At 73.2% G+C, this 23154-nt stretch carries 23 protein-coding genes; 17 read left to right on the top strand and 6 right to left on the bottom strand.

What is annotated here, in order from left to right:
* Positions 1-58 precede the first annotated feature (58 nt).
* The 3 genes from IF09_RS0117165 (at position 59) to IF09_RS0117155 (ending at position 3503) form a co-directional block, all read left to right on the top strand.
* A complete protein-coding gene (locus tag IF09_RS0117165; RefSeq protein ID WP_030296608.1) occupies positions 59-1276 on the top strand; it encodes an MFS transporter in 1218 nt (405 codons plus the stop codon).
* A 49-nt stretch (positions 1277-1325) separates the two neighbouring features.
* Positions 1326-1763: a GlcG/HbpS family heme-binding protein gene (locus IF09_RS0117160; RefSeq protein ID WP_030296606.1), complete on the top strand. Its 438-nt coding sequence runs from the start codon at positions 1326-1328 to the stop codon at positions 1761-1763.
* Between the two features lie 72 nt (positions 1764-1835).
* Complete coding sequence (locus tag IF09_RS0117155) at positions 1836-3503, top strand: beta-N-acetylhexosaminidase (protein ID WP_106975075.1); 1668 nt, start codon at positions 1836-1838, stop codon at positions 3501-3503.
* A 21-nt stretch (positions 3504-3524) separates the two neighbouring features.
* Here the strand turns inward: IF09_RS0117155 and IF09_RS0117150 are convergent, their stop codons facing one another.
* Positions 3525-3827 (bottom strand): DUF3040 domain-containing protein, encoded by a 303-nt coding sequence (locus IF09_RS0117150; protein WP_030296601.1) that lies wholly within the window; start codon positions 3825-3827, stop codon positions 3525-3527.
* A gap of 137 nt (positions 3828-3964) precedes the next feature.
* A complete protein-coding gene (locus IF09_RS0117145; protein ID WP_030296593.1) occupies positions 3965-4786 on the bottom strand; it encodes an endonuclease I family protein in 822 nt (273 codons plus the stop codon).
* Between the two features lie 291 nt (positions 4787-5077).
* Here IF09_RS0117145 and IF09_RS0117140 point away from each other — a divergent pair, with 291 nt between their 5' ends.
* Positions 5078-6040 (top strand): SMP-30/gluconolactonase/LRE family protein, encoded by a 963-nt coding sequence (locus tag IF09_RS0117140; protein WP_030296591.1) that lies wholly within the window; start codon positions 5078-5080, stop codon positions 6038-6040.
* Here IF09_RS0117140 and IF09_RS0117135 read toward each other — a convergent pair.
* Positions 6024-6836 carry a glutamate ABC transporter substrate-binding protein gene (locus IF09_RS0117135; RefSeq protein WP_030296589.1) on the bottom strand — a complete coding sequence of 271 codons (813 nt, stop codon included), beginning with the start codon at positions 6834-6836 and terminating at the stop codon, positions 6024-6026. The genes IF09_RS0117140 and IF09_RS0117135 overlap by 17 nt on opposite strands.
* A 434-nt stretch (positions 6837-7270) precedes the next feature.
* Between IF09_RS0117135 and IF09_RS0117130 the strand changes: the two genes are divergently transcribed.
* The gene (locus tag IF09_RS0117130; protein WP_030296587.1) at positions 7271-7828 is read left to right on the top strand and encodes a TerD family protein; all 558 of its coding nucleotides are present in this window, start codon (positions 7271-7273) and stop codon (positions 7826-7828) included.
* Positions 7829-8020: 192 nt separating this feature from the next.
* Here IF09_RS0117130 and IF09_RS0117125 read toward each other — a convergent pair whose 3' ends face one another.
* Positions 8021-8653, bottom strand: coding sequence for a TetR/AcrR family transcriptional regulator (locus tag IF09_RS0117125; RefSeq protein WP_051832564.1), 633 nt, complete (start codon positions 8651-8653; stop codon positions 8021-8023).
* A 230-nt stretch (positions 8654-8883) separates the two neighbouring features.
* Between IF09_RS0117125 and IF09_RS0117120 the strand changes: the two genes are divergently transcribed.
* The 11 genes from IF09_RS0117120 to IF09_RS0117070 all read left to right on the top strand — a co-directional run bounded on the left by IF09_RS0117120 (position 8884) and on the right by IF09_RS0117070 (position 19951).
* Complete coding sequence (locus tag IF09_RS0117120) at positions 8884-9786, top strand: phosphatase PAP2 family protein (RefSeq protein ID WP_030296583.1); 903 nt, start codon at positions 8884-8886, stop codon at positions 9784-9786.
* On the top strand, positions 9783-10670 hold the full coding sequence (locus IF09_RS0117115; protein ID WP_051832563.1) for a hypothetical protein: 888 nt from the start codon (positions 9783-9785) through the stop codon (positions 10668-10670). Before IF09_RS0117120 ends, IF09_RS0117115 begins: the two co-directional genes overlap by 4 nt.
* 103 nt (positions 10671-10773) lie before the next feature.
* Complete coding sequence (locus tag IF09_RS0117110; protein ID WP_030296579.1) at positions 10774-11040, top strand: GlsB/YeaQ/YmgE family stress response membrane protein; 267 nt, start codon at positions 10774-10776, stop codon at positions 11038-11040.
* A gap of 72 nt (positions 11041-11112) precedes the next feature.
* Positions 11113-11613 carry a ribonuclease E activity regulator RraA gene (rraA, locus tag IF09_RS0117105; protein ID WP_030296577.1) on the top strand — a complete coding sequence of 167 codons (501 nt, stop codon included), beginning with the start codon at positions 11113-11115 and terminating at the stop codon, positions 11611-11613.
* Between the two features lie 93 nt (positions 11614-11706).
* Positions 11707-13434, top strand: coding sequence for a peptide-N4-asparagine amidase (locus IF09_RS0117100; protein ID WP_234321030.1), 1728 nt, complete (start codon positions 11707-11709; stop codon positions 13432-13434).
* 27 nt (positions 13435-13461) lie between these two features.
* Positions 13462-15159, top strand: a complete 1698-nt coding sequence (locus IF09_RS0117095; RefSeq protein ID WP_234321029.1) for a serine/threonine-protein kinase — start codon at positions 13462-13464, stop codon at positions 15157-15159.
* A gap of 66 nt (positions 15160-15225) precedes the next feature.
* Positions 15226-16161 carry a phytoene/squalene synthase family protein gene (locus IF09_RS0117090; protein ID WP_051832562.1) on the top strand — a complete coding sequence of 312 codons (936 nt, stop codon included), beginning with the start codon at positions 15226-15228 and terminating at the stop codon, positions 16159-16161.
* Positions 16162-16302: 141 nt separating this feature from the next.
* Positions 16303-17289: an ABC transporter ATP-binding protein gene (locus IF09_RS0117085; RefSeq protein WP_106975074.1), complete on the top strand. Its 987-nt coding sequence runs from the start codon at positions 16303-16305 to the stop codon at positions 17287-17289.
* Positions 17289-18011 (top strand): ABC transporter permease, encoded by a 723-nt coding sequence (locus IF09_RS0117080; RefSeq protein ID WP_106975083.1) that lies wholly within the window; start codon positions 17289-17291, stop codon positions 18009-18011. Before IF09_RS0117085 ends, IF09_RS0117080 begins: the two co-directional genes overlap by 1 nt.
* Positions 18012-18032: 21 nt before the next feature.
* The gene (locus IF09_RS40320) at positions 18033-19349 is read left to right on the top strand and encodes a sensor histidine kinase (protein ID WP_078613299.1); all 1317 of its coding nucleotides are present in this window, start codon (positions 18033-18035) and stop codon (positions 19347-19349) included.
* Positions 19346-19951 (top strand): response regulator transcription factor, encoded by a 606-nt coding sequence (locus IF09_RS0117070; protein WP_030296568.1) that lies wholly within the window; start codon positions 19346-19348, stop codon positions 19949-19951. Before IF09_RS40320 ends, IF09_RS0117070 begins: the two co-directional genes overlap by 4 nt.
* Before the next feature lie 75 nt (positions 19952-20026).
* Here the strand turns inward: IF09_RS0117070 and IF09_RS0117065 are convergent, their stop codons facing one another.
* Positions 20027-20791 carry a transglycosylase SLT domain-containing protein gene (locus IF09_RS0117065; protein WP_030296566.1) on the bottom strand — a complete coding sequence of 255 codons (765 nt, stop codon included), beginning with the start codon at positions 20789-20791 and terminating at the stop codon, positions 20027-20029.
* Positions 20792-21183: 392 nt separating this feature from the next.
* Positions 21184-22086, bottom strand: coding sequence for a dihydrodipicolinate synthase family protein (locus tag IF09_RS0117060; protein ID WP_030296563.1), 903 nt, complete (start codon positions 22084-22086; stop codon positions 21184-21186).
* A 71-nt stretch (positions 22087-22157) separates the two neighbouring features.
* On the opposite strand from IF09_RS0117060, the gene IF09_RS0117055 reads away from it, so the two are divergent.
* Positions 22158-23126, top strand: coding sequence for a LysR family transcriptional regulator (locus IF09_RS0117055; RefSeq protein ID WP_030296562.1), 969 nt, complete (start codon positions 22158-22160; stop codon positions 23124-23126).
* Positions 23127-23154 lie beyond the last annotated feature (28 nt).

Genomic DNA, 23154 nt, shown 5'->3' with positions numbered 1-23154 from the left:
CCACCCCCGACTGCACCAGCACCACCGCTCCGCCCCCTCCTCCTTGAAGGGCACCCTCATGCCTCTCGCACTCCTCGCCCTGGCCATCGGGGCCTTCGGGATCGGCACCACCGAATTCGTGATCATGGGTCTGCTCCCCGAGGTCGCCGCCGACTACGGCGTCTCGATCCCCACCGCAGGCTTCCTGGTCACCGGATACGCCCTCGGCGTCGTCCTCGGCGCCCCGCTCATGACCGTCCTCGGCACCCGCATCCCCCGCAAGCGCATGCTGATGCTGCTCATGGGCCTGTTCATCGCGGGCAACGTGCTCTCCGCGCTCGCCCCCGCCTTCGGCGTCATGCTCGCCGGCCGTGTCGTCGCCTCCCTCGCCCACGGCGCCTTCTTCGGCATCGGCTCCGTGGTCGCCGCCGGGCTGGTCGCGCCCGAGAAGAAGGCCGGCGCGATCGCCATGATGTTCACCGGCCTGACCGTGGCCAACGTCGTCGGTGTCCCGCTCGGCACCCTCGTCGGGCAGACCCTCGGCTGGCGCATCACCTTCCTGATCGTCGCCGCCCTCGGCGTCCTCGGCCTGCTCGGCATCGCCAGGCTGGTCCCCGAGCTGCCCCGGCCCGAGGGCGTCCGCATCCGCCACGAGCTGGCCGCCTTCCGCAACGTCCAGGTGCTGCTCGCCATGGCCATGACCGTCCTCGGCTTCGGCGGAGTCTTCGCCGCGATCACCTACATCACGCCGATGATGACCGAGGTCGCCGGCTTCGCCGACACCTCCGTGACCTGGCTCCTCGTCCTGTTCGGCCTCGGCATGGTCGCCGGCAACCTCATCGGCGGCCGGTTCGCCGACCGCGCGCTGATGCCGATGCTCTACGTCTCCCTGGGCGCCCTGGCCGTCGTCCTGGCCGTCTTCACCCTCACCGCCCACACCAAGACCGGCGCCGCCGCCACGATCGTGCTGATCGGCGCGCTGGGCTTCGCGACCGTGCCGCCGCTGCAGAAACGGGTCCTCGACCAGGCCGCCGGCGCCCCCACCCTGGCCTCCGCCGTCAACATCGGCGCCTTCAACCTCGGCAACGCGCTCGCCGCCTGGCTCGGCGGGCTCGTCATCGCCGCCGGGTTCGGCTGGACCGCCCCGAACTGGGTCGGCGCGGCCCTGGCCGCCTCCGCCCTGCTCCTCGCCCTCGTCTCCGGCGCGCTGGAGCGGCGAACGGCCGCCCGCCCCGACGGCGGCCGGGTCGTCGCGGCCGGAGCCCCGGCCGCCGTACCCGTCCCCGCCCACCACTGATCCACGACACCCCCCGTACCCCGTGCACCCCGACTCAGGAGAACCCCGCATGTCCAGCGCCACCGCCCCCACCCGTACCGCCGTCGCCCCGCTGACCACCGAGGACGCCGAGCTCCTGGTCTTTGCCGCCCGCACCGCCGCCGAGCAGGCCGGGGTCACGGTCAGCGTCACCGTCCTCGACGCCGGCGGGCACCTGCTCGCCTTCCGCCGCGACGACCGGGCCGTGCTGATCTCGGGCGAGACCAGCACCCGCAAGGCCTTCACCGCCCTCCAGCTCGACGCCCCGACCGCCGACCTCGTCGACGCCGTCCAGCCGGGCGGGCCGTTCCACACCCTGCCGACCGCCCTCGACCGGCCGCTGCTGTTCATCGCGGGCGGGCTGCCCGTCCACCGCGACGGCCGGCTCATCGGCGCCCTCGGGGTGGGCGGCGGCGCCCCCGGGCAGGACCACGCCTTCGCCGCGGCCGCCCTCGGCGCGCTGGTCTGACGCTCCCGCCCGGGTCTTCCGGGTCGCGCGCCCGTGTCCCCCGTGCCACGTTGGTACGGGGGACAGGGGTGCATGATGCGACAGTCCAGGCAGATCCGGTCCAGGCAGCTCAGCAAAGGCCACGTCCTCGTGACGGCAGCCGTCGCCGCGCTGGTCTCCCTTGCCGTGCCCGGCTGCACGGCCGCCTCCGACGGGGCCCGCACCCCCGCCGGCGACGGCACCACGGGCTCCGCCGCCGGTGCCGCCACCGCCTCGGTGCCGGCCACCTCGGCCCCTGCCCCCTCGCCGACCCCCTCGTACGCGCTGTCCACCGCCCCGCGCACCATCCCGGCCGTACGGGAGCACATCCCGGCCCGCGGCCCCGGCTGGAAGCCGGCCGCCGCCGCGCGGGTCGTCGTACCGCCGGCGAACGCCGCGGCCCTCGCCGACGAGGGGAGGCTACTCGCCGGCGAGCTGCGCATGGGCTTCGCCGAGACGGCGGATGCGCGCCCCGGCGACGTGGAACTCGCCCTCGGCACCAAGAACTCCGGAGCGCCCGAGTCGTACACCCTCACCGTCCAGGGCGGCCGGGTCCGGGTCACCGGACCGGACGAGGCCGGGGTCTTCTACGGCACCCGCACCCTCAAACAAGCGGTGAAGTCCGCCGGTTCGGCCCCCGAGGGCACCGTGCGCGACGCCCCCGCCAAGCCCCAGCGCGGCCTGAACCTCGACATAGCCCGCAAGAACTTCACCGTGGGCTGGATCGAGGACCAGCTGCGCCGGATGGCCGACCTCAAGCTCAACCAGCTCGGCCTGCACTTCTCCGACGACCAGGCCTTCCGGATCCAGTCCGACACCCACCCCGAGATCGTCTCCACGCCCCACCTCACCAAGGCCCAGGTCCGGCAGATCAACGCCCTCGCCGCCCGCCTGCACATCACGGTCGTCCCCGAACTCGACTCCCCGGGCCACCTGGGCGCCGTGCTGCGCGCCTACCCCGCCCTCCAGCTGCGCGACGTACAGGGCCGGGCCGTGAAGGGCGCCGTGGACATATCGAACCCGGCCTCGGCCCAGCTCATCGACGAGCTGCTCCGCGAGTACCTGCCGTTGTTCCCCGGCGCGTTCTGGCACCTGGGCGCCGACGAGTACCAGGCGCTGGTCTACCGCGACCCGCAGGCCTCCTTCCCGCAGCTCGCGCGGGCGGCGCAGCAGAAGTACGGCCCCTCGGCGCGCATCCAGGACCTGGCGGAGGGATGGCTCAACGACCGGGCGGACGTGGTGCGTCCGGCCGGCAAGGTGCCCAAGGCGTGGAACGACGGCTTCTTCACCGGAGGCGTGGTCCAGGCGGCCAAGGACATCCAGGTCGAGTACTGGACGGGCAAGGAGCTCGGGGCCCGGCCGCCGCTGGAGTACCTGCGCGAGGGCCGCAAGGTCGTCAACCTCAACGACGAGTACCTGTACTACGTGCTCGGCCAGCCCAACCAGTTCACGTACCCCACCGGCAAGCGGATCTACGAGCAGTGGACCCCGCTCGTCCTGCGCGGCACCACCGCGGTGCCCGCCCGGTACGCGGCGCAGATACTCGGCGCACGGCTCGCCGTGTGGTGCGACCTGGCCGGCGCCCAGACCCAGGCCCAGGTCGCCGAGGGGATCCGGCTGCCCCTGGCGGCACTGTCCCAGAAGGTCTGGGACAGCCGCCCGCCGCAGCCCGCCTGGGCCGACTTCAAGGCCCTCGCCGACCGGCTCCAGCCTCCGGGGTGACCCGTGCGGGCGCAGGCGCCGCTACGGGCGGCCCGTGCGCTGCCAGCGGCGCCGGATCCACTGGCCGAGCAGCGGCAGGGCAAGGATCACGGTCAGGGTCCAGGCCGCGGCGAAACCCCAGATCAGCGGTAGTGACACGGTGACCGAGGCCGCGACCAGCAGGGCCAGCGTCACCGCACCGAGAAGGCAGGCGGCCAGGGTGCGGTGACGCGGGCGTGTGTGTGCGGAGCGCAGGATCCGGACGAGGGAGCGGTCACCCTTGAGATCGGCCTCGATCGCGGAGAGGGCGCGCCGCTCGCGGTCGGACAGTCCGGCTCCGTCCATGACGACCTCCATCGGCTGCCGTCGCCGGGCGGCGCGCACCGCAGCCTCTGGCCTGCGAATACCCGACCTGGCGCGGCCCAACCCTCGCAGGCCGCGCCCGGTCGGGCGGCGGCTGCCGGCCCGGGTCCCGGTCAGGGTCACCAGATGGAGTTGACCCACTCCGGGTGGTCGATGAACGGGTTCCGGTTGTGCTGGAACGTGTCGAATATGACCTGGTTGCGGCGCTGCTCGAAGGCGTCCGGCGGGTCCTGCTGGTTCCACTGCTTCAGCAGCGAGATGCGGCCGAAGAGCGGGGCGGTGCCGTTGTTGACCTTGTCGTTCATCTCGAGGTCCGCGAAGCCGTCGCCGCCGTCGTAGCGCACGGCCATGTAGAGCAGCATGCGGGCGACGTCGCCCTTGACCGCGTCGCGCGGCTCGAAGGAGTCGGAGTCGGTGAAGCTGCCGGAGGCCTCCGAGACCGGGCTGCCGCCCATGTCGAAGTCCTTGTTGCCGCGCGTGCTGTTGACCGTGACGTCCTCGGGGCGCAGGTGGTGCAGGTCCGTGCCCGGGCCGGTCGCGGTGCCGAAGTCGCCGTGGCTCTTGGCCCACACGTGCTCGCGGTTCCAGTCGTTGACGCCGCCGCCGTTGGTGGACTTGGACTGGGAGCGGCCCGAGTAGACGAGGATGACGTTGTTCGGGTTCGCCGGGTCCTGGTCGGTCACCTTCAGCGCGTTCCACACGCCGTCGTAGGTCACCTTGGACTGGTTCTTGATGATGTCGTGGAGCGCGGTCTTCAGCGCGGCTCCGGTCTTGCCCTCGGCGGCCGCGTAGTACGAGTCGACCGAGGCCGTGGTGGTGGCAGCCGCGTCGGCGTGGGGAGCCGCAGTCCGCTGCGAGCCGGCCGACGCAGTGGCCGGAACGAGGACCAGGGCCGCTACGGCGAGCCCGGCGACCCAGGGGGCGTGTGGGGAGATTCTCATGGTGTGGGGGATACCTCTTGGCAGGCACCGCCCCCGCCAAGGCAGTTGGCGGGGCGTCAGGTGGCGAAGCAGAGATTTACATTGTCATGTGCCCTTCAGGTTAAATCCATGTGTCGGAAGGCCGGATTCTGCCCCTGCCGGCCGCCGTGCCGGATGAAGAGGAGGCTCCCCATTCCCTTGTGAAAGGTCCGGGCCCGGGGCGGACCGGGCGGCCGTCGTGTGCTGAGGTGGGAGGGTCAGCCGATGCGTTGCAACCACCGCTGTTCACAGGGCGGTCGAAAGGACACCACCGTGACTGGACCCTTGGGCCGGCGCAGTTTCCTCGGCGCGGCCGCAGCCCTCGGCGGCACCGCGCTCGTGGGGCCGCTCGCACCGCTCGCCCGGGCCCGGCCCACCGCGTCCCGGCCGGACACCCTTCCCACCCCGGCCGGATTCCAGCCCGAGGGCATCGCCGTCTCGCCGGGCGGGCTCGCCTACACGGGGTCGCTGATCGACGGTGCGATCTACCGCGTGGACCTCGCCACCGGGGCCGGGCGGATCCTGACCGGGGGGCAGGGCCCGGGTGCGATGTCCGTCGGACTCAAGCTGGACGGGCAGGGCCGGCTGCTCGTCGCCGGCGGTGCGGACGGCCGGATCCGCGTCGTGCACGCCGGGGACGGCCGGATACTGGCCACCCACCAGGCGGCCACCGGGACCGCCTTCGTCAACGACGTCGTCGTCGGCTGCGGGGGAGCCTGGTTCACCGACTCCTTCAACGACGTGCTGTACTTCCTGCCCGCCGGTTCAGGCTCCGGTTCCGGCCGTGCCCCCCGTGCCGTGGCGCTCACGGGTGACTGGGCCCCGACCCCGCCCGGCGGCCAGGTCTGGGGCTCCAACGGCATCGAGCGGACCCCGGACGGCCGGGCGCTGCTGGTGGTCAACGACAACGTGAAGGCACTGTTCCGTGTCGACCCGCGCACCGGCGCCGCCGCCAAGGTCCTGCTCGAGGGCGGATCGGTGGCCAACGGCGACGGGCTCGTGGTCCACGGGCGCACGCTGTACGTCGTCCGCAACTGGGACTACGCCGTCGACGTGTTCACGCTCAGCGCGGACGGCCGCCGGGGCCGGTTCGTCAAGCAGATCACCGATCCGCGCTTCGACGAGCCGACGACGGCGGCGGTCCACGGCGGACGCCTCTACGTGGTGAACGCCGCCTTCGACTCCGACTGGTCGGATCCGGCCACCGCGTCGACGATCGTCAGCTGCCCGTCGTGATCACGGGGGCGGGCTCGTTCCTGTAGTTGGGGCCGAAGTTCTTCTTCACGGCCGCCTCCCAGGACCCGTCCTGGACCATCTTCTTCAGGGCGGCGTTGATCTTGCCCTGGAGCTCCTTGTCGCCCTTCTTGACGCCGATGCCGTAGCTCTCGTTGCTCAGGCTCAGCCCGACCAGCTTGAACTTGCCCGCGTTGATCTTCTGTGCGGCGTAGCCGGCCAGGATGGAGTTGTCGGTGGTCATGGCGTCGACCACGCCGTCCTGGAGCGCGATGACGCAGTCCGAGTAGCCGTCTTGCTCCAGGAGGCTCGCCTTGGGAGCCAGCTTCTCCTTGACGTTCTGCGCCGAGGTGGAGCCGATGACCGAGCAGAGCTTCTTGTTGTTGAGGTCCTCGGCCTTGGTGATCGTGGTGTCGTCGGCGCGGACCAGCAGGTCCTGGTGCGCGAGGAAGTAGGGGCCGGCGAAGTCGACCTTCTCCTTGCGCTTGTCGTTGATCGAGTAGCTGGCCGCGACGAACTCGACCTCGTTGTACTGGAGCAGCAGCTCGCGGTCGGAGCTGTCGACCTTCTTGAACTCGATCTGCTCGGGCTTGTAGCCCAGCTCCTTGGCGATGTACGTCGAGACGTCCACGTCGAAGCCGGAGAAGACCCCGCCCTGCTCGCGCAGCCCCACACCCGGCTGGTCGAACTTGATGCCGATGGAGAGGTTCCCCTTGGGGCCGCTGTCACCGCCGCAGCCTGTGGCGGTCAGGGCGAGGCCGATCACTGCGGCCAAAGCACCGGCCTGGGGAACCTTCATGCTGCACTCTTTCCTCGGGTACGCGGGACCCGCCGGCGGGATCGCCGGCAGCGGGTGGAACCGCGGATACGTACGAAGCGTCAAGACGCGTGTACGAGGAAGCTAGGAAGACGGTGGGCGCGGTGTCACTGGAATTGAGCAAAGCTTGAGGTAACGATCCGGCGTGACCGGCGTTTCTGCGGGGCATTGTGCTGCGAACGGGATGAACGGGGCCCCTTGTGTGCGGCGTCCGGAGCGGGTCGGTCACGTAGTGTGATCGAGGGGGCCGGGGGTGGATGCCCCGCAGTCGTCGGTGCGGCCGGAGGTCGTACGCGTCGGGCCCGGGCCATCGGGCGACCGGCTCAACTGGCCGGGAACGTACGCTCGTCCGGACCGGCAGGGCCGCGGCATGAAAGCATGGCCGGGCAACGCCCGGCGAGCGGAGGGGGAGTTCGGTGAGCACGTCGACGACGAGCGGATTGCGCAAGAGCCTGGCCAAGGTGGAGATCGCCCTGCGGTGGGATCCGAGCCCCTCGGGCACGCCCGCCCACGACCTGGACATCATCGCGGCGGTGTACGGCGCCGCGGACCCCCACGGAGAGCCCGTCCACCTCGTGCACTTCGGCAGCCGTTCGCCCGACGGCACCATCACGCTGAACCGCGACAGCCACACCGGTCAGGGGTTCGGGTTCGATGAGGTCATGACCCTCGAACTGAACCGGATGGCGCCCGCGCTGGGGCGGGTGGTGGTGGGCGTGGTCATCCAGGAGACCGGCCCGCGCGGCGCCCGTACGAAGACCTTCGCGGTCATAGGCGGTACGGGGGTCCGGATCCGGGAGGGCTACACCGATCTCGCGGTGACCGATTTCGCGGGGGTCCCGGCGGCCACCGCGGCCACGGTCGCGGAGTTCACGCGCGACGCCTCGGGGGTCTGGTCGCTGGACGCCGCCGTACGGGGCTTCGACGCCGACCCGGATGAGTTCGCCCGGGTCATGGGCGCCCTGCGGTCCTGACGTACGGCGTTGACGCTGTGGCTTGGGCCTGAGGCTTTGGCCTGCGGCTTTGACGTGAGGCCGCACAGACCGGGCGGTGGTCACTCCCTCGAGTGAGTGACCACCGCCCCGTCCGGGTGGCGCGCTGCCGCCGTCCCCACGAGGCAGCGCGGGCGGACCGCCGTCAGGTCATCGCGACGGCGGCCCACCGGTTCAGGGGGCCGGAGCCCGGTTCCCGTCCGGGACGGGGATCGGGGCCAGGCCCAGGGCGGGCAACAAGGCCCCGTCGACGAACCGGACCAGGTAGTCGGCGTCGGCGTACCGCCCCTCCAGCACCGGCCGGATCCGCAGCACACCCATCAGCTGGGCCGGCAGGAACTCCAGGGCCGGATGGTCCGCCGCGACCTCGCCACGCGCCACGGCCCGCGCCACCATCGCGTCGAACGCGGCGAGCTCCGGCTCGACCAGCGCCTCGCGCAGAGCCGCCTGCAACTCCTCGTCGCTGAGCACGGCATGCCCGAGGGCCTGGGTGAGGCGGGTGTCGCGCCCCGAGTTTCCGGCCGCGATCCGGGCCGCCTCGCGCAGGTCGCCGGCGAGCGTGCCGGTGTCCACGGCGACCAGCGTGCCCTGCCGGTGTGCGCGCAGGGCGGCCGCGACCAGCTGGGGCTTGGTCTTCCACTGCCGGTAGAGCGTCGACTTCCCGCAGCAGGCCCGGGCGGCGACACCCTCCATGGTCAGGGCCTCGTACCCGTGCTCGCGCAGCTGCTCCAGGACGGCGTCGTAGAACTCCTGCACCCGCTCCGGGGTGATCTTGGAGCGGCGCGCGGCGGGCAGCGTCGACGTCATGGTGAGCGGCTCTCCTCGGGGGCTCCGCGGCGGGTGGTTCCGTAAGAAAGTGTACGGGAACGCAAGCGTATCGGTACACCGGCGTATCGATACGCGAATGTATCGATACACTGGCGTGTCGATGTGCTCGCGACCGGCTCCGGCCGCCGTACACCGGCGCACCAGCGCGTCACCATCCGCACCATCCGCGTTCAAGCGGCGCGCGAGTACAGGAAGAGAGAGTTGGGGGAATGAGCTCCCACACGACACCTGGCGGGCCGGCCGACGGCCCGGCAACCGGGCAGCGGCGACGCCTCATACGTGAGCTGCTGCTCGTCGCGGGTCTGTTCGCCGTCTACAAGGCGGGCCGGATGCTCTCCACGGACCGCACCGACGAGGCCTTCCGCAACGCCGGCCGGATCTGGGACGCCGAACGCAGCCTGCACCTGCCCGGCGAGGGCGCGGTCCAGCGGCTGCTCCTGCACGGCGACGCCCTCGTGCACACCGCGAACACGTACTACGCGGCCGTGCACTTCCCGGCGACCGCCGTCTTCCTGATCTGGCTGTACCTGCGCAGACCCGGCCACTACCTGTGGGCCCGGCGCGTACTCGCCGTCCTGACCGGCGCCGCCCTCGCGCTGCACCTCGCCTTCCCGCTCGCGCCGCCGCGGATGCTCGGCGCCGCGCACCTGGTGGACACCGGGCAGGTCTACGGGCCCTCCGTCTACCGGGCCGCGCCCGCCGCCGACACCATGGCCAACCAGTTCGCCGCGATGCCCTCGCTGCACTTCGGGTGGGCGCTGATGCTGGCGCTCGGCATGATCGCCGCCACCCGGTCCCGCCGGCGCGTGCTGTGGCTGCTGCACCCGCTGCTGACGCTGCTCGTGGTCGTCGGCACCGCCAACCACTACTGGCTCGACGCGATCGTCGCGACCGTGCTGCTCGGCGGGGCGCTGCTGGTCGTCCCGCGCCCGCAGGTGCGCACCGGCTCGCTGCCCGTCGTACGGCACCTGCCGCGCCCGCGGAACGCCGCGACGGCGGACGGTACGTCCCAGGAGGCCTCGGCCGAGGCCGTGGGGGCCGGTTCCGAGGGCATGGGGGCCGGTTCCGAAGCCGTGGGGGCCGGTTCCGAGGCCGTGGGGGCCGGCCGGTGAACGCCACCGTCCTCGCCGTCGCGCTCTGCCTCGCCTCCGCCGTGGCCTACGCCTCCGCCGCCGTGGCCCAGGAGCGGCTCGCCCGGGCCGCGGTCGCCCGCAGCGCCGGCGCCCTGTTCGGGAACGGGGCGTGGTGGTGGTCGGCCGGGCTGAACGCGGGCGCCGCGCTGCTGCACGCGGCCGCCCTTCGCTACGGCCCGCTCACCCTGGTCCAGCCGCTCGGCGCGCTGACCCTCGTCGCCGCCGTCCCGCTCGGGGCCCGCGGAGCCGGCCGCCGGGTCGCGGCCACCGAGTGGCGGGGCACCCTGGCCACCGTCGTCGGGCTCGGCCTGCTGCTGCTCCCGGCCTCCGGACCGGCCCCCGACGACACCCTCACCCTGGCCGAGGCGCTCGCCGTGTCCGGGGCGACCGCCTTCGCGATCGTCCTGCTGACCGCACGCCGGGACGTGAGCTCGGGGCTGCGGCACGCGACGGCATCCGGGCTGGCCTCCGCCGTGGCCTCCGCCCTGACCCAGACGGTGGCCGTCGCGGGCGGCCGCGGCGGGGCCCTGCTCAGCGTGCGGGTCGTCACCGTGGCCCTGCTCGTCGTGGTGTTCGCGGTCGGCGGGATGCTTTTGTCCCAGCGGGCCTACCGGGGCGGGCTCGGGGCGCCGCTCGCCGTCGTGAACCTGGCCAACCCGCTGGCCGCGGCCGCCATCGGAATGGTCCTGCTGGGCGAACACCTCCAGGGCGGCGCCATGGGGATCCTGCTCGCCACCGCCGGCGCGCTCGCGGCGGCGCGCGGGGTACTGCTGCTGACGCGGACGGCCCCGACCGCGGAACCCGTACCCGCACCCGTACCGGCATCGGCCGCCGCCGTGTCGATCACGCGCGTGCCGGCATGACGGACAGGGAGGGGGCCGCCGCAGCCGAGAACCGTTTCGCCGGTGTTCGCGTCCTCCCCCGTGAACGCGAACACGCGCGCACGACGAAGCGGAGTGAACACACATGGGGATCGTCAGCTGGATCGTCCTGGGACTGCTGGCCGGCTTCATAGCCAAGGTCCTGCTGCCCGGTCGCGACCCCGGCGGCCTGATCGGGACCACCCTCATCGGCATCGCCGGAGCCTTCGTCGGCGGCTGGCTCTCCGCGAAGTTCCTGGACAAGCCGATCGCCAACGAGTTCTACGACCCCGCCACCTGGGGCTCCGCGATCGCGGGCTCGCTGGTCCTGCTGATCGGCTACCCGATCCTGTTCGGCAACTCCCGCGACTGAGGGAGGCCGGGAGCACTGCTTAGGCTGGGGCCGCACGGCGCGACGTACGAGCTGCGAGGAGCCCCGAGTCATATGAGCGTCACTCCCGACACTCCCATCACGCCCGTCCCCACGAGCGACCTGTACGACGAGCACGGCGAGAGCCTGGCCATCTGCACCACGCCGTTCCGCCAGTTCGGCGGGCGCCGGCTCTTCGCGGGCCCGGTGCGGACCGTCACCTGTCACGAGGACAACGCGCTGCTGCGCGAACTGGTCAACACCCCGGGCGAGGGCGCGGTCCTCGTCGTGGACGGCGGCGGATCCCTGCGCACGGCCCTCACCGGCGACCTCATCGCCGGAGCCGCGCAGCGCAACGGCTGGGCGGGCCTGATCATCAACGGCGCAGTCCGCGACAGCGTGGCCCTGGGCGGACTCGACCTCGGCATCAAGGCACTGAGCACGGTCCCCCGCAAGAGCGGCAAGACGGGCGCGGGCACGGTGGACGAGCCGGTCACGATCGGCGAAGCCACGTTCCGCCCGGGGGACACGGTCCACGCGGACGACGACGGCACGGTCGTCCTCCGCACCTCGTAACCGCGCGCAGCCCGTACCCAGGGGCGAGATCCGGCCAGGGGCGGGGCAGGAGCCCTGGTGTCCACCCGGTCGGGCGGGATTCACTGCGGGGCCATGAGACGACACAGGATCATGGGCCTGCTCGGCGCACTCGCGCTCGCCGCTGGCACCCTGGCCGCCGCCGCGGGACCCGCGGCCGCGGCCGGCACCACCGCACGCGCGGTCGGCGCCCCCCGCGCCACCGAAGCGGTCCCGGAGGACCCGGCGGCCGGGCCGGCCGCGCCCCGACCCGGCGCCGGCGCCGAGCCGCCCCCCGAGTTCGGCACCGACTGGCACGACCCCCTCACCGCCGCCCCGCCCGTCGCCCGCCCCGCGACCCGGTCCTGCGAGGTGACCGTCGCCGAGGCCCAGTTCCGCGACTACACGCCCTATCGGGGGAACTACACGCCCCCGGCCGCTTGCGGCAGCGGCGCCTGGGCCAAAGTCGTCCTGCGCCTCGACGGCAAGGTCAAGGGCCGCCAGTACGACCGCCTCGGCCACCTCTCCCTCGGCGGCACCGAGATCCTGCGCACCTCCACCCCCGAGCCCTCGCCCGACGGCATCACCTGGTCCGTCGAGAAGGACGTCACCCGCTACCGCGACACCCTCAGCCGGCCGCAGCCCGTCGAGATGCTGATCGGCAACGTCGTCAACGACACCTACACCGGCGTCATCGACGTCAAGGTCACACTCACCTTCTACGCCGCCGACGGGGACCGGCACACCCCCGCCCCCGACACCCCCGACCGCGTCCTCCCGCTCACCACCCCCTCCGTCACCACCCCGCGCAACACCGAGCGGCTCCTCGCCGAGGTGTACGCCACCGGCTCCGGCGGCGGCTGCGAGGAGTACTGGTACATGACCACCCCCGACGCCGCCCCGTACTCCTGCAAGGCCGCCGACGGCCCCTACCGCGAGGTCCGGATCTCCGTCGACGGACAGCTCGCCGGCCTCGCGGCCCCCTTCCCGACCGTGTGGACCGGGGGCTGGTCGAACCCCTTCCTCTGGTACGTCACGCCCGCGCCCCGCGCCTTCGACGTCCAGCCGATCGTCTACGACCTCACCCCGTACGCCGCCCTCCTCAACGACGGCCGCCCGCACCGGATCGAGGTGTCCGTCGCCGGCGTCCCGGCCGGGCAGAGCGGCTGGAGCACCCCGGTGAACCTCCTGCTGTGGCAGGACGAAGGGCGCACCGTCGTCACCGGCTCCCTCACCCGGCACGAGGAGGGCGAGCCGGCCAACTCCACCCGCTGGACGCCCGCCACCCCCGGAACCCCGGCTGCCCAGCACCGACTCGACACCGACGGCGGCCACCGCCTCACCGTCGCCGGCCGGCTCGACACCTCCCACGGCCGGGTCACCACCACCGTCACCCGCGCCGTCCACAACACCTCCGTGCACCGCTGGACGGAGGGCGAGAACCAGGACGCGCTGACCGCCACGTGGACCGACGAGGAGAGCGTCACCCGCGGATCCACCACCGTCCGCACCGCACGCACGTACTCGATGGACGGCGAGACCACCCTCGGCGCCGGGGACCGGCTGCGCACCGTCATCGCACTCGGCGACCGCGCCGAGACGACCACCCTGCGCGGCGGCCGGACCGTGGACCGGACCCGGCTCGACGACCGGTACACGGGCGACGCCGGCTACACCGCGAACGTCCCCCGCGAGCAGCGGCACGCGGTCGGCACCAGCTCCGAGCGCTACCAGCTGTACGGGGCGGACACCGGACGCGGCTGCTACGACCGCACGCTGACCACCGTCCAGGGCACGGTGACGGTGGACCGCCGACGCTGCTGACACCGGCTGCCCCTACGATGACCGGCCATGGACATGAGTGAGGCCGGCAGACAGCTGGTCGACGGCCGCTTCGAACTGATCGCGCCGCTGGGCGCCGGCGGTATGGGCACGGTGTGGCGCGCCCACGACATCGCACTGCACCGCGACGTCGCCCTGAAAGAGGTGCGCCCGCCGGACCCGGCGACCGCCGCCGCCCAGCCCGGACTCACCGTCCAGCTGCGCGAGCGCGCCATCCGCGAGGCCCGGGCGCTCGCCCGGCTGGCGCACCCGCACGTGGTGACGATCCACCACATCGTCGAGCCCGCGGCCGGTACGGACGGGCACCCGTGGATCGTGATGGAGCTGGTCAAGGGCGGCTCCCTGCACGACAAGCTGGAGTCGGGACCGATGCCCGTCGCCGACGTGCTGCGGCTCGGCCTCGACGTGCTGTCCGCGCTGCGGGCCGCCCACGCCGAAGGGGTGCTCCACCGCGATGTGAAGCCGGCCAACGTGCTGCTGCGCCCCGACGGCTCGGCCGTGCTGACCGACTTCGGCATCGCCGCCCTGCACGGTTCGACCGCCCTCACCTCCACCGGTGTCCTCATCGGCTCGCCGGAGTACATCGCCCCGGAGCGGGCCCGCGGCGAGGAGGGCCTGGCCGCCTCCGACCTGTGGTCGCTCGGCATGCTGCTCTACGTCGCCGCGGAAGGGGCCCACCCGCTGCGCCGGGCCACCACCCTGGCCACGGTCGTCGCCGTGCTCGACGAGCCGATCCCGGCTCCGGTGCGCTCCGGCCCGCTGGGGCCCGTACTGGAACGGCTCCTCGTACGGGACCTGTCCGTACGGCCCGACGCGGCGCAGCTGGAACAACTGCTCCGGGACGCGAGCACTGCTCTCGCCGGCGGTGCCTCGCCGGTCGCTTCGCCCACGGCTCTGGGCCAGTTCGGGCCGCCGAGCCCGCAGCCGGGGATCGGCACCGGTCCGGCCCGGCCCGTGCAACCGCAGATCCCGCAGCCCTACGCGCCGGCGGCGCCCTTCACCCCCGGGGGCGGGTCCCCGTACTCGGTCACCGCGCCCGTCCCGGCGGCACACGCCCCGCGCCGCCGCCCGGTACTGCTCGGCGGCCTCCTCGCGCTGGTCCTGGCAGGCGGCGTGATCGGGCTCGTCAAGTGGCTCCCCGACGGCGAAGGCGGCAGCGGCTCCGCGAAGGGCGGTGACGCCGTCGCCAGTACGGGCCCCTCCACCGCCGCCAGCCCCAAGGCGAGCCTCCCCAAGTCGGTCGGCAGCCCGGTCGCCGCCCCCAAGGGCAGCCTGCTCACCCCCGCCAACGTGCGCACCGCGCTCGAGGCCCTCAAGCAGAAGTCCGGCACGACCGAGTTCGTGGAGATGACGGTCTACGAGGAGTACGTGCTCGCCTCCGTCCCCACCGGCCCGGGAGCCAAGACCTACGACCGCTACCAGTACCGGGACGGCGAGGCGAAGCGCACCGGCCCCGGCGGCACCGTCAAGCCGGACGAGCCGCTGATCGACATGGCGGCCGTCAACTGGGACGCCCTGCCCGGCCTCCTCGACCGGGCCAAGCAGGAGCTCGGCGTGGCCAAACCGACCTCCCGCTACGTCATCGTCGAGCCCTGGCTCTTCGACCAGAGCCCGTCCATGCGGCCCTACCTCAGCGACGAGTACGGGCAGGGCGGCTACGTGTACGCCGACACCCAGGGCAACGTGAAGAAGGTCTACCGCTCCTGACATCGTGTACCCGTACGCATGCCCCACCTGCGTACGGCCCTTCACGGTTCGAGGAGTACGACCACCATGCCCAGCTGGCGCACCACCCTGACGGCGGCCGGAATCCAGGACCCCCGGCTGCGCGACGACTACACGTACGTCGCCCGCCGGGTCCTGCGCCGCGAGCCGGCCCCGTATCTGACGCTGCGCCTGCTCGCCGCGCCGCCGCTGGTGCCCTGGCTGGCGGCGGGGGTGGGCTTCATGAACCTCGTCGACGACGTGGCGGAGACCGGCACCCCGCAGGAACGATCCGCCGGTCTGGCCGCGCTCGCAGGGCAGGTGGAGGCGGCCCTGCACACCGGCGACGGCCCCGACCCGCTGCTGCGCGCGTACGCCCACGCCGTCGCGTCCCGCGGCCTGCCCGAGCACTGGGTCTCGCGGTTCCTGGCGGGCGCCGCCACCGCCGAGGCCCGCTTCGACGGCTTCGAGACCGACGAGGACTTCCAGGCCTACCTCGACGCCTACGCCTGGCCGGGGGTGCTGGTCTTCACCGGACTCCAGTACCAGGGCGGCCCCGACGACGAACAGGCCGCCGCGTGGCGGCGGTTCGTCGACGCCGCCCAGCGGGTCGACTTCCTCGCCGACCTCGCCGGAGACCTCGCGGAGGGCCGGCTCTGCCTCCCGCGGGCCCGCCTCGCCGAGCACTCCGTCACCCGGGCCGACCTCGAACAGGCCCGCGACACCCCGGCCGTACGCGCGCTCCTCGCCGCCGAAACCCGGCTCGCCAGGGCCGCCCTGGACGCCACCGACGGCATCCTCGACCTGGTCGAGCCGGGCCTGCGCCCGGTGATCGCCACCATGACCGAACTCATGGGGCACCAGCTGACCGCCGTGGAACGGGCCGGCGTCCGGGCCCTGCGCAAGGACGTCGGCTACGGCCTGGTGGCCCCCGTCCGCACCCTGATCCGGCGTCCGCATACTGGGCGTATTCGGGCGTTCCGACAACGCGGCGAGGCGGCGTAGCCGGCGTCGTGCGCCCGCCGGGGATTGCGGGACAGCCCTTAGGGGTGCGGTCCGCGGTCACCCGGTCGGGACATTTGTACTGGTGGGGTCCGTACATGCGCATCTGCCGGGGGACCCCGCCCGCTCCCTAGCGTGAGGGGCATGACGCAGACGACGCCCACCCCAGAGCCGACGCCGCCGACACGGACCGCGAAGCCGGCGAACGCCGAGCCGGCGATCCGCTTTCGGCACGCCGCCAAGTCCTTCGGCACCGTCCACGCCGTGGCGGGCATCGACCTCGATGTCCGGCGCGGCGAGACGGTCGCCCTGCTCGGCCGCAACGGCGCCGGGAAGTCCACCGCCATCAGCCTGCTGCTCGGCCTGAACGAGCCCGACGCGGGCAGCGTCCGGCTCTTCGGACAGACCCCCGCGCAGGCGGTGCAGGGCGGCCGGGTGGGCGCGATGCTCCAGGAGGGGCGCGCCGTATCGCGGATCACCGTGCGCGAGCTCATCGGCTTCGTCGCGCGGACCTACCCGGCCCCCCTGCCCGTGGCCGAGGCGCTGGAGCTCGCCGGGCTCACGGAACTCGCCGGGCGCCGCATCGACCGGCTCTCCGGCGGCCAGGCCCAGCGCGTCCGCTTCGCCGTCGCCCTCGCCGGCAACCCGGAGCTGATCGTGCTCGACGAGCCGACCGCGGCGCTCGACGTGGAAGCACGCCGCGCCTTCTGGGAGTCCATGCGCAGCCATGCCCGGCGCGGCAACACCGTCCTGTTCTCCACGCACTACCCGGAGGAGGCCGACGCCCACGCCGACCGCGTCGTGGTCGTCGACGGCGGCCGGATCGTCGCCGACGGCACGGGGGAGCAGCTGCGCCGCGCCGCCGGCGGGTCGCTGGTCTCCGTCGACCTGGCCGGGCGCCCCGCCGAGGGCCTCGGCGAACTGCCCGGGGTGGTTGCCGTAGAGGTACGGGGAGACCGTGCGCGGCTGCGTACGGAGGACCCGGACGCCACGGTCGTCGCCCTCGCCGCCCTCGGCGCGGTCCGCGGGATCGAGGTCACCGCGCCGTCGCTCGACGACGCCTTCCTCGCCCTCACCGAGACCCACACCCCCACGCCCATCCGCACCGCCGCCGCCGGGAGCACCCGATGATCACCGCCTACGTCCGCCTGGAAGTCCGCCGTACCCTGCGCGACACCGGCTTCGTCGTCTTCGGCATCGGCATGCCGGTGCTGATGTACCTGCTCTTCACCAACCTCGGCCCCGCCGACGGCGCCGGCGAGTGGAAGACGGCCTCCATGGTGGCCATGGCCGCCTACGGGGCCCTGGGCGCGGCCCTGTCGACCGGGAACGGCGTCGCCGAGGACAAGGGCATCGGCTGGCTGCGCCAGCTGCGGGTCACCCCGATGACCCCGCGCCAGGTGGTGGCCGGCCGGACCCTGACCGGCTCGGTGATCGTGCTGCCGGCCATCGCCGCCGTGCTCGCGGCCGGGGCGTTCGTCAACGGAGTGCGGCTCGAGGCCTGGCAGTGGGGCGCCGTCGCCCTCGTCCTGTGGCTCGGTGCGCTCCCTTTCACCCTGCTCGGCATCGGCAACGGCTACCGGCTCACCGCCCAGACCACCGGCGTGGTCAACGTCGGGTGCAGCCTCGCGCTCTCCGTCGTCGGCGGACTCTGGTTCCCGGTCGAGCTGTTCCCGGACTGGCTGAGCTTTCTGTCCGGCTTCACCCCGACGCGCCGGTTCGCCGAGATCGGCCAGTCCCTCGCGGCCGGGGCGGCCCCCGGCCCGGCCGCGGTCGCCGTGCTCGCCGTATGGGTCCTGCTGTTCGGCTCGTACGCGGTGCTCTCGTACCGTCGGTCCGCGAGGACGGTGTGACGCATGAAGCGGGGAACGAGCATGAAACTGCAGGACAGGCGCAGGAACAGGGAGGCCTGGAAGGCGGACCGGGCGGTCCGCAAAGCCGAATGGCGGGCGCGGGAGAAGCGCCGCAAGGTGAGAGGCGAGGCCCCCGACCACGGCTGCGGCCCGATGGCTCCGTCCAACGCCTTCGCGCTGCTCCCGTGGCTGCTGCTCGGCATGGGAGCCATCTCCAACGTCATCAAGGGCGAAACCCCCAACCCCTGGATCGGCGCCCTCGGCCTGCTGCTCTTCAACTCCCTGTACGTCACCCTGGTGTTCCGCGCCTTCGACCGGCGGGCCCGGGAGGCGGCCGGTACCCGCTGGTGCCTGGCCGCGCTCGGCGCGGTCACCTGCGCCCTCGCCCTGGGGTACGGGGGCAACTGGCTGCTGTTCTTCCCGCTGTGGGGCCTGGCCACCGGCGCGGTGGTCCGGGGCCGCAAGCTCGGCCCGGTGATGTTCGTCGTCACCGCCCTCGCCGGGGCCATCGCGGGACTGGACGAGGGCTGGGACACCCTCGGCATCGCCTACGGGACGCTCGTGTCCGGCATGGTCACCGCGGCCATCCTCGCCCTGTCCGAGACGGTCAAGGAACTGCGCGAAACACGGCAGGAGCTGGCCCGGGCCGCCGTGAACCAGGAGCGGCTGCGCTTCTCCCGCGATCTGCACGACCTGCTCGGCCACACCCTCTCGGTGATCGTCGTGAAATCGGAGGCGGCCCGCCGGATCGCCCCCCGGGACATGGACGCGGCCCTCGGCCAGATCGCCGACATCGAGTCCGTCGGGCGCCAGGCGCTCACCGAGATCCGCGAGGCCGTCACCGGATACCGCGAGGCCAGCCTCGCGGCCGAACTCGACCGGGCCCGCGGCGCGCTGACCGCCGCCGGGATCGAGCCCGTCGTACGGCAGTCCGGCCCCCCGCTGCCCCCGCAGGCGGCGGCCCTGCTCGGCTGGGTGGTCCGCGAGGCCGCCACCAACGCGATCCGGCACAGTGGCGCGACGACCTGCGAGATCGAGGTACGGAGCTCCGTGGAACGGGTCGGCCTGGTGATCACCGATGACGGGAACGGCGTAGGCTCGACCCCGCCGGGCAGCGGACTGACCGGCCTGGCCGAAAGGCTCGCAGCGGCGGGCGGCACCCTCGTCGGCGGCCCGGTCCCGGGCCCGCGTCGCGGCTTCCGGGTCACCGCCGAACTCCCGGTGGAGCCGGCCGGACCGCAGGGCGAGGGGAGCGCGGAGCACCCGGCTGCAGCGCACCCGGAGCACCCGGAGCACCCGGAGCGCCCGGAGATCCGGGAGAACGAGGAGAGTCGATGATCAAGGTCCTGCTCGCGGAGGACCAGGGCATGATGCGGGGCGCGCTGGCGCTGCTGCTCGGCCTGGAGGAGGACATCGAGGTCGTGGCACAGGTCGGCGCCGGGGACGAGATCGTGCCCGCCGCGATCGCGACGCGGCCGGACGTGGCCCTGCTCGACATCGAACTCCCGGGGCTCAGCGGGCTCGACGCCGCCGCCGAGCTGCGCACGCGCTGCCCCGACTGCCGGGTGCTGATCCTGACCACCTTCGGACGCCCCGGCTATCTACGGAGGGCGATGGAGGCGGGGGCCGCCGGGTTCCTGGTGAAGGACGGACCGGTGGAGGAACTGGCCGCCGCGGTACGCCGGGTGCTCGCCGGGGAGACCGTGATCGACCCCTCGCTCGCGGCCGCCGCGCTCAGCGCCGGCACCAATCCGCTGACCGCGCGCGAGGTCGACGTGCTGAACGCCGCGGTCGACGGGGCCACCGTGGCGGACATCGCGGCCCGGGTCCACCTGTCCGAGTCGACGGTACGGAACTACCTGTCCTCGGCCATCGGGAAGACCGGCACCCGCAACCGCATGGAGGCCGTCCGCGCGGCCCGCCGCCAGGGCTGGCTCTGACGGCGCGGACGGGGTGGGAGACCTACGGAGGGGCCGCGGGGTTCCCGAGCGGGGCGGCCCCTGCCTGCTGACGGGTCAGTACGGGCCGTTGACGTTGTCGATCGAGCCGTAGCGGGCGGCCGCGTAGTTGCAGGCGGCCGTGATGTTGGCGACCGGGTCGTACGAGTCGGTGGACGTGCCGGGCACGTGGTAGGCCCGGAAGGTCGGGTCGATGACCTGGAGCAGGCCCTTGGAGGGGATGCCGGCCGCGGCGTTGGAGTCCCAGTTGTTGATGGCCAGCGGGTTGCCGGAGGACTCCCGCATCACGTTGCGGTGAATTCCGTTGTAGCTGCCGGGGATTCCGTGCTGGGCCATGATGTCCAGCGACTGGCGGATCCAGCCGTCGAGGTTGTTCGCGTACGTGGTGGCGGGCTTGGCCGCCGCTGCGGTCGTCGCCTTCGCCGCCGTCGCCTTGGCGACGGCCGCCTTCGCCGCCGCGCCGAGGCTCAGCTTGAGCCCGGGGCGAATGATCGAGGGGTTGCTGCCGATGGCGTTCCGGTTGGCCTCGTAGAGGGCCTGCCAGCCGCCGTTCACGGAATGCTCGACGGCGATCTTCGAAAGCGTGTCGCCGACGGTCACCGAATAGGTCAGCGGAGCCGCTGCCTTTTCCGCCGCCGGCTTGACGGCGGGCAGCGTCTGGGTGGTCGCGGCGGGCGCCGAAGCCGGCTGCGCCACGGTCGCCCCGGCCGTGGTCGCGCTGATCAGGGGCAGGGCGAGGGCGGCGCCGCCGGTGCCGGCGAAGGCCAGCTTGCGGGCGATCGGGCGCTGCTTCGGCCGACGGTGCTTTCCGAGTCCGGGCATGGCGGAATTCCTCACGTGCGGAGTGCGGGGGATCCCTGGCGGCTACCGGTTTAGGAAGCTGCCCGCTGGGAACGACGTGACCGTAAGCGAGCCTGCCGGGCCGGAACAAGGCTTGAATTCCACCGGGTGATCGACTTGCCCATGCCGGGGTCGGAAATGACCTTGGGGGCACCTTCCGGGAATGGTGAAATTCCTTTCCGGGAAAAGGGAATAGCCGCCTCCGGATAAATGATGTTGTCCCTATTCGAGTGACTCACATCACGAGCTCCCGAAGCCTTCCGGGAAAACGGACAAGTCGCCCATAGCCGCGTGTGATTCGGGCATCTCGCCCGTTGTTTGTGAATCGCCCATGCCGGGCTGTTCCCGGCATGCCCGTCATGGTCCGAGGGCTCCTAGAGCTCCGTCAGCTCCGTCAGCCGTGCCAGCGCCGCCGCGACCGCCTCCTCGCCCGCCGGCAGCAGCGGGAGCCGTACGTCGGGCGTGGGGATCCGGCCCCGGGCGTGGAGCACCGCCTTGACCACCGCCGGATTGGGCTCGGCGAAGAGCGCCGTCGACAGCCGGGCCAGGCCGTGGCCCAGGGCCCGCGCCCGCGGCACGTCACCGGCCTGCCAGGCCGCCATCAGCTCCGCGTACCGGGCCGTCGCCACGTGCGCCGAGGCCAGGATCCCGCCCGCCGCGCCCAGCGCCAGCAGCGGCGACAGGTACACGTCGTCGCCCGCCAGCACCGAGAACCCGTCCGGCGGCCCTCCCAGCAGCACCACCGCCTCCTCGCCGATGCCGCCGCCCGCGTACTTCATCCCGGCCACCCCGGGCAGCTCACCGAGCGCCCGCAGCGCGGCCGCGTCCAGCGGCTGCCCGGTCCGGTACGGGATGTGGTAGACGACCAGCGGTACGGGGCTCACCTCGGCCAGTCGCGTGAAATGTGCCAGCACCCCCGCCGCCGCGGGCCGCACGAACGACGGCACCGTCACCAGCGCCGCCCGCACTTCGGGCCACCTCGCCAGCCGGCCGAGCGCCGCCTCGGCGGCCCGGGTGCCGCTCGCCCCGGCGCCCACGGTCAGCATCGCGCCGCGCTCCCGGCAGACCCGGGCGCAGACGTCGGTGACGAGGTCGCGCTCCGCCTCGTCGAGGGCGGCGGGCTCGCCGGTGGTGCCGAGGGCGACGATCCCGGTGGCGCCCTCGTCGAGCACCGCGTGGGCGAGTGCCTCCAGGGCGTCGGCGGCGACGCCCCCGGCGTGCGTGAAAGGGGTGACGAGCGGTACGTGAATCCCGTGGAGGGAGAGGTCCTGTGCCATGCCCACGAGCTTCATCTGCCCGGAGCATCAAATCCAGTTCGCGTTTCTTACCCGAAGCGTAAGCTGAGCCGATGCTCGACGTACGACGCCTGCGCCTGCTGCGCGAACTCGCCCGCCGCGGAACCATCGCCGCCGTGGCCGAGGCCCTGGCCTTCAGCCCTTCGGCGGTGTCCCAGCAACTCGGCGTCCTCGAACGCGAGGCGGGCCTGCCGCTGCTCGAACGCACCGGCCGCCGGGTCCGGCTCACGCCCGCCGGGCAGAACCTGGTCCGGCACGCCGAGGCCGTGCTGGAGCGGCTCGAAGAGGCCGACGCCGAACTCGCCGAGGCGCGCAGCGGCCTGGCCGGTGCCCTGCGCATCGGGGCCTTCCCGACCGCCATCCGGGCCATCGTCCCGGCCGCCCTGGTCACGCTGGCCCGGCGCCATCCGGGGCTGGAGCCGATGGTGTCGGAAACCGACCCGGCGGCGGTCGCGCACGCGCTGCGCGCCGGGGACCTGGACGTGGCCCTGATCCACGAGTACGACTTCGTCCCCGCGCAGAAGGAGCCGGGGCTCGCCACCGAACCGCTGTACCGGGAGGCGATGTACCTGGCCGCCCCGACGGGAACGACGGAGGAGGATGCCGCCCCAGGCGACGGGCGCCCCGACCGGATCCCCCGTCAGGGCCCCGACCAGGGTTCCGTGCTGCGGGCCCACGCCGACGCACCCTGGATCACCGCCACCCCCGGCACCCTCTGCCACGCCATGGCCCTGCGGGCCTGTCAGGCCGCCGGCTTCACCCCGCGGATCCGCCACCAGGTCGACGAGTTCCCCACCGTGCTCGCCCTGGTCGCGGCCGGCCAGGGCGTCGCGGTGGTCCCGCAGCTCGGCGTCATGGGGCCCGCCGACCCGGCCGTCTCCCTCACGCGCCTCCTGATGGAGCGCCGCACCAAGGTCGCCTTCCGCAGCGGCGCCGCCGCCCACCCGGCCGTGGCCGCCTTCGGGGCGGCACTTCGCGCCGCCGTGCCACCGGAACTCGCCACTCCGGCTCACGCTGCTTGACACAACTCCCCTCCGCCGCCGCGTCCGT

It is taken from the genome of Streptomyces katrae (assembly GCF_000717655.1).
Lineage (GTDB): Bacteria > Actinomycetota > Actinomycetes > Streptomycetales > Streptomycetaceae > Streptomyces > Streptomyces katrae_B.
The sequence above is the reverse complement of the archived record's forward strand: the minus strand, read 5'-3'. Positions and strand labels throughout refer to the sequence as shown.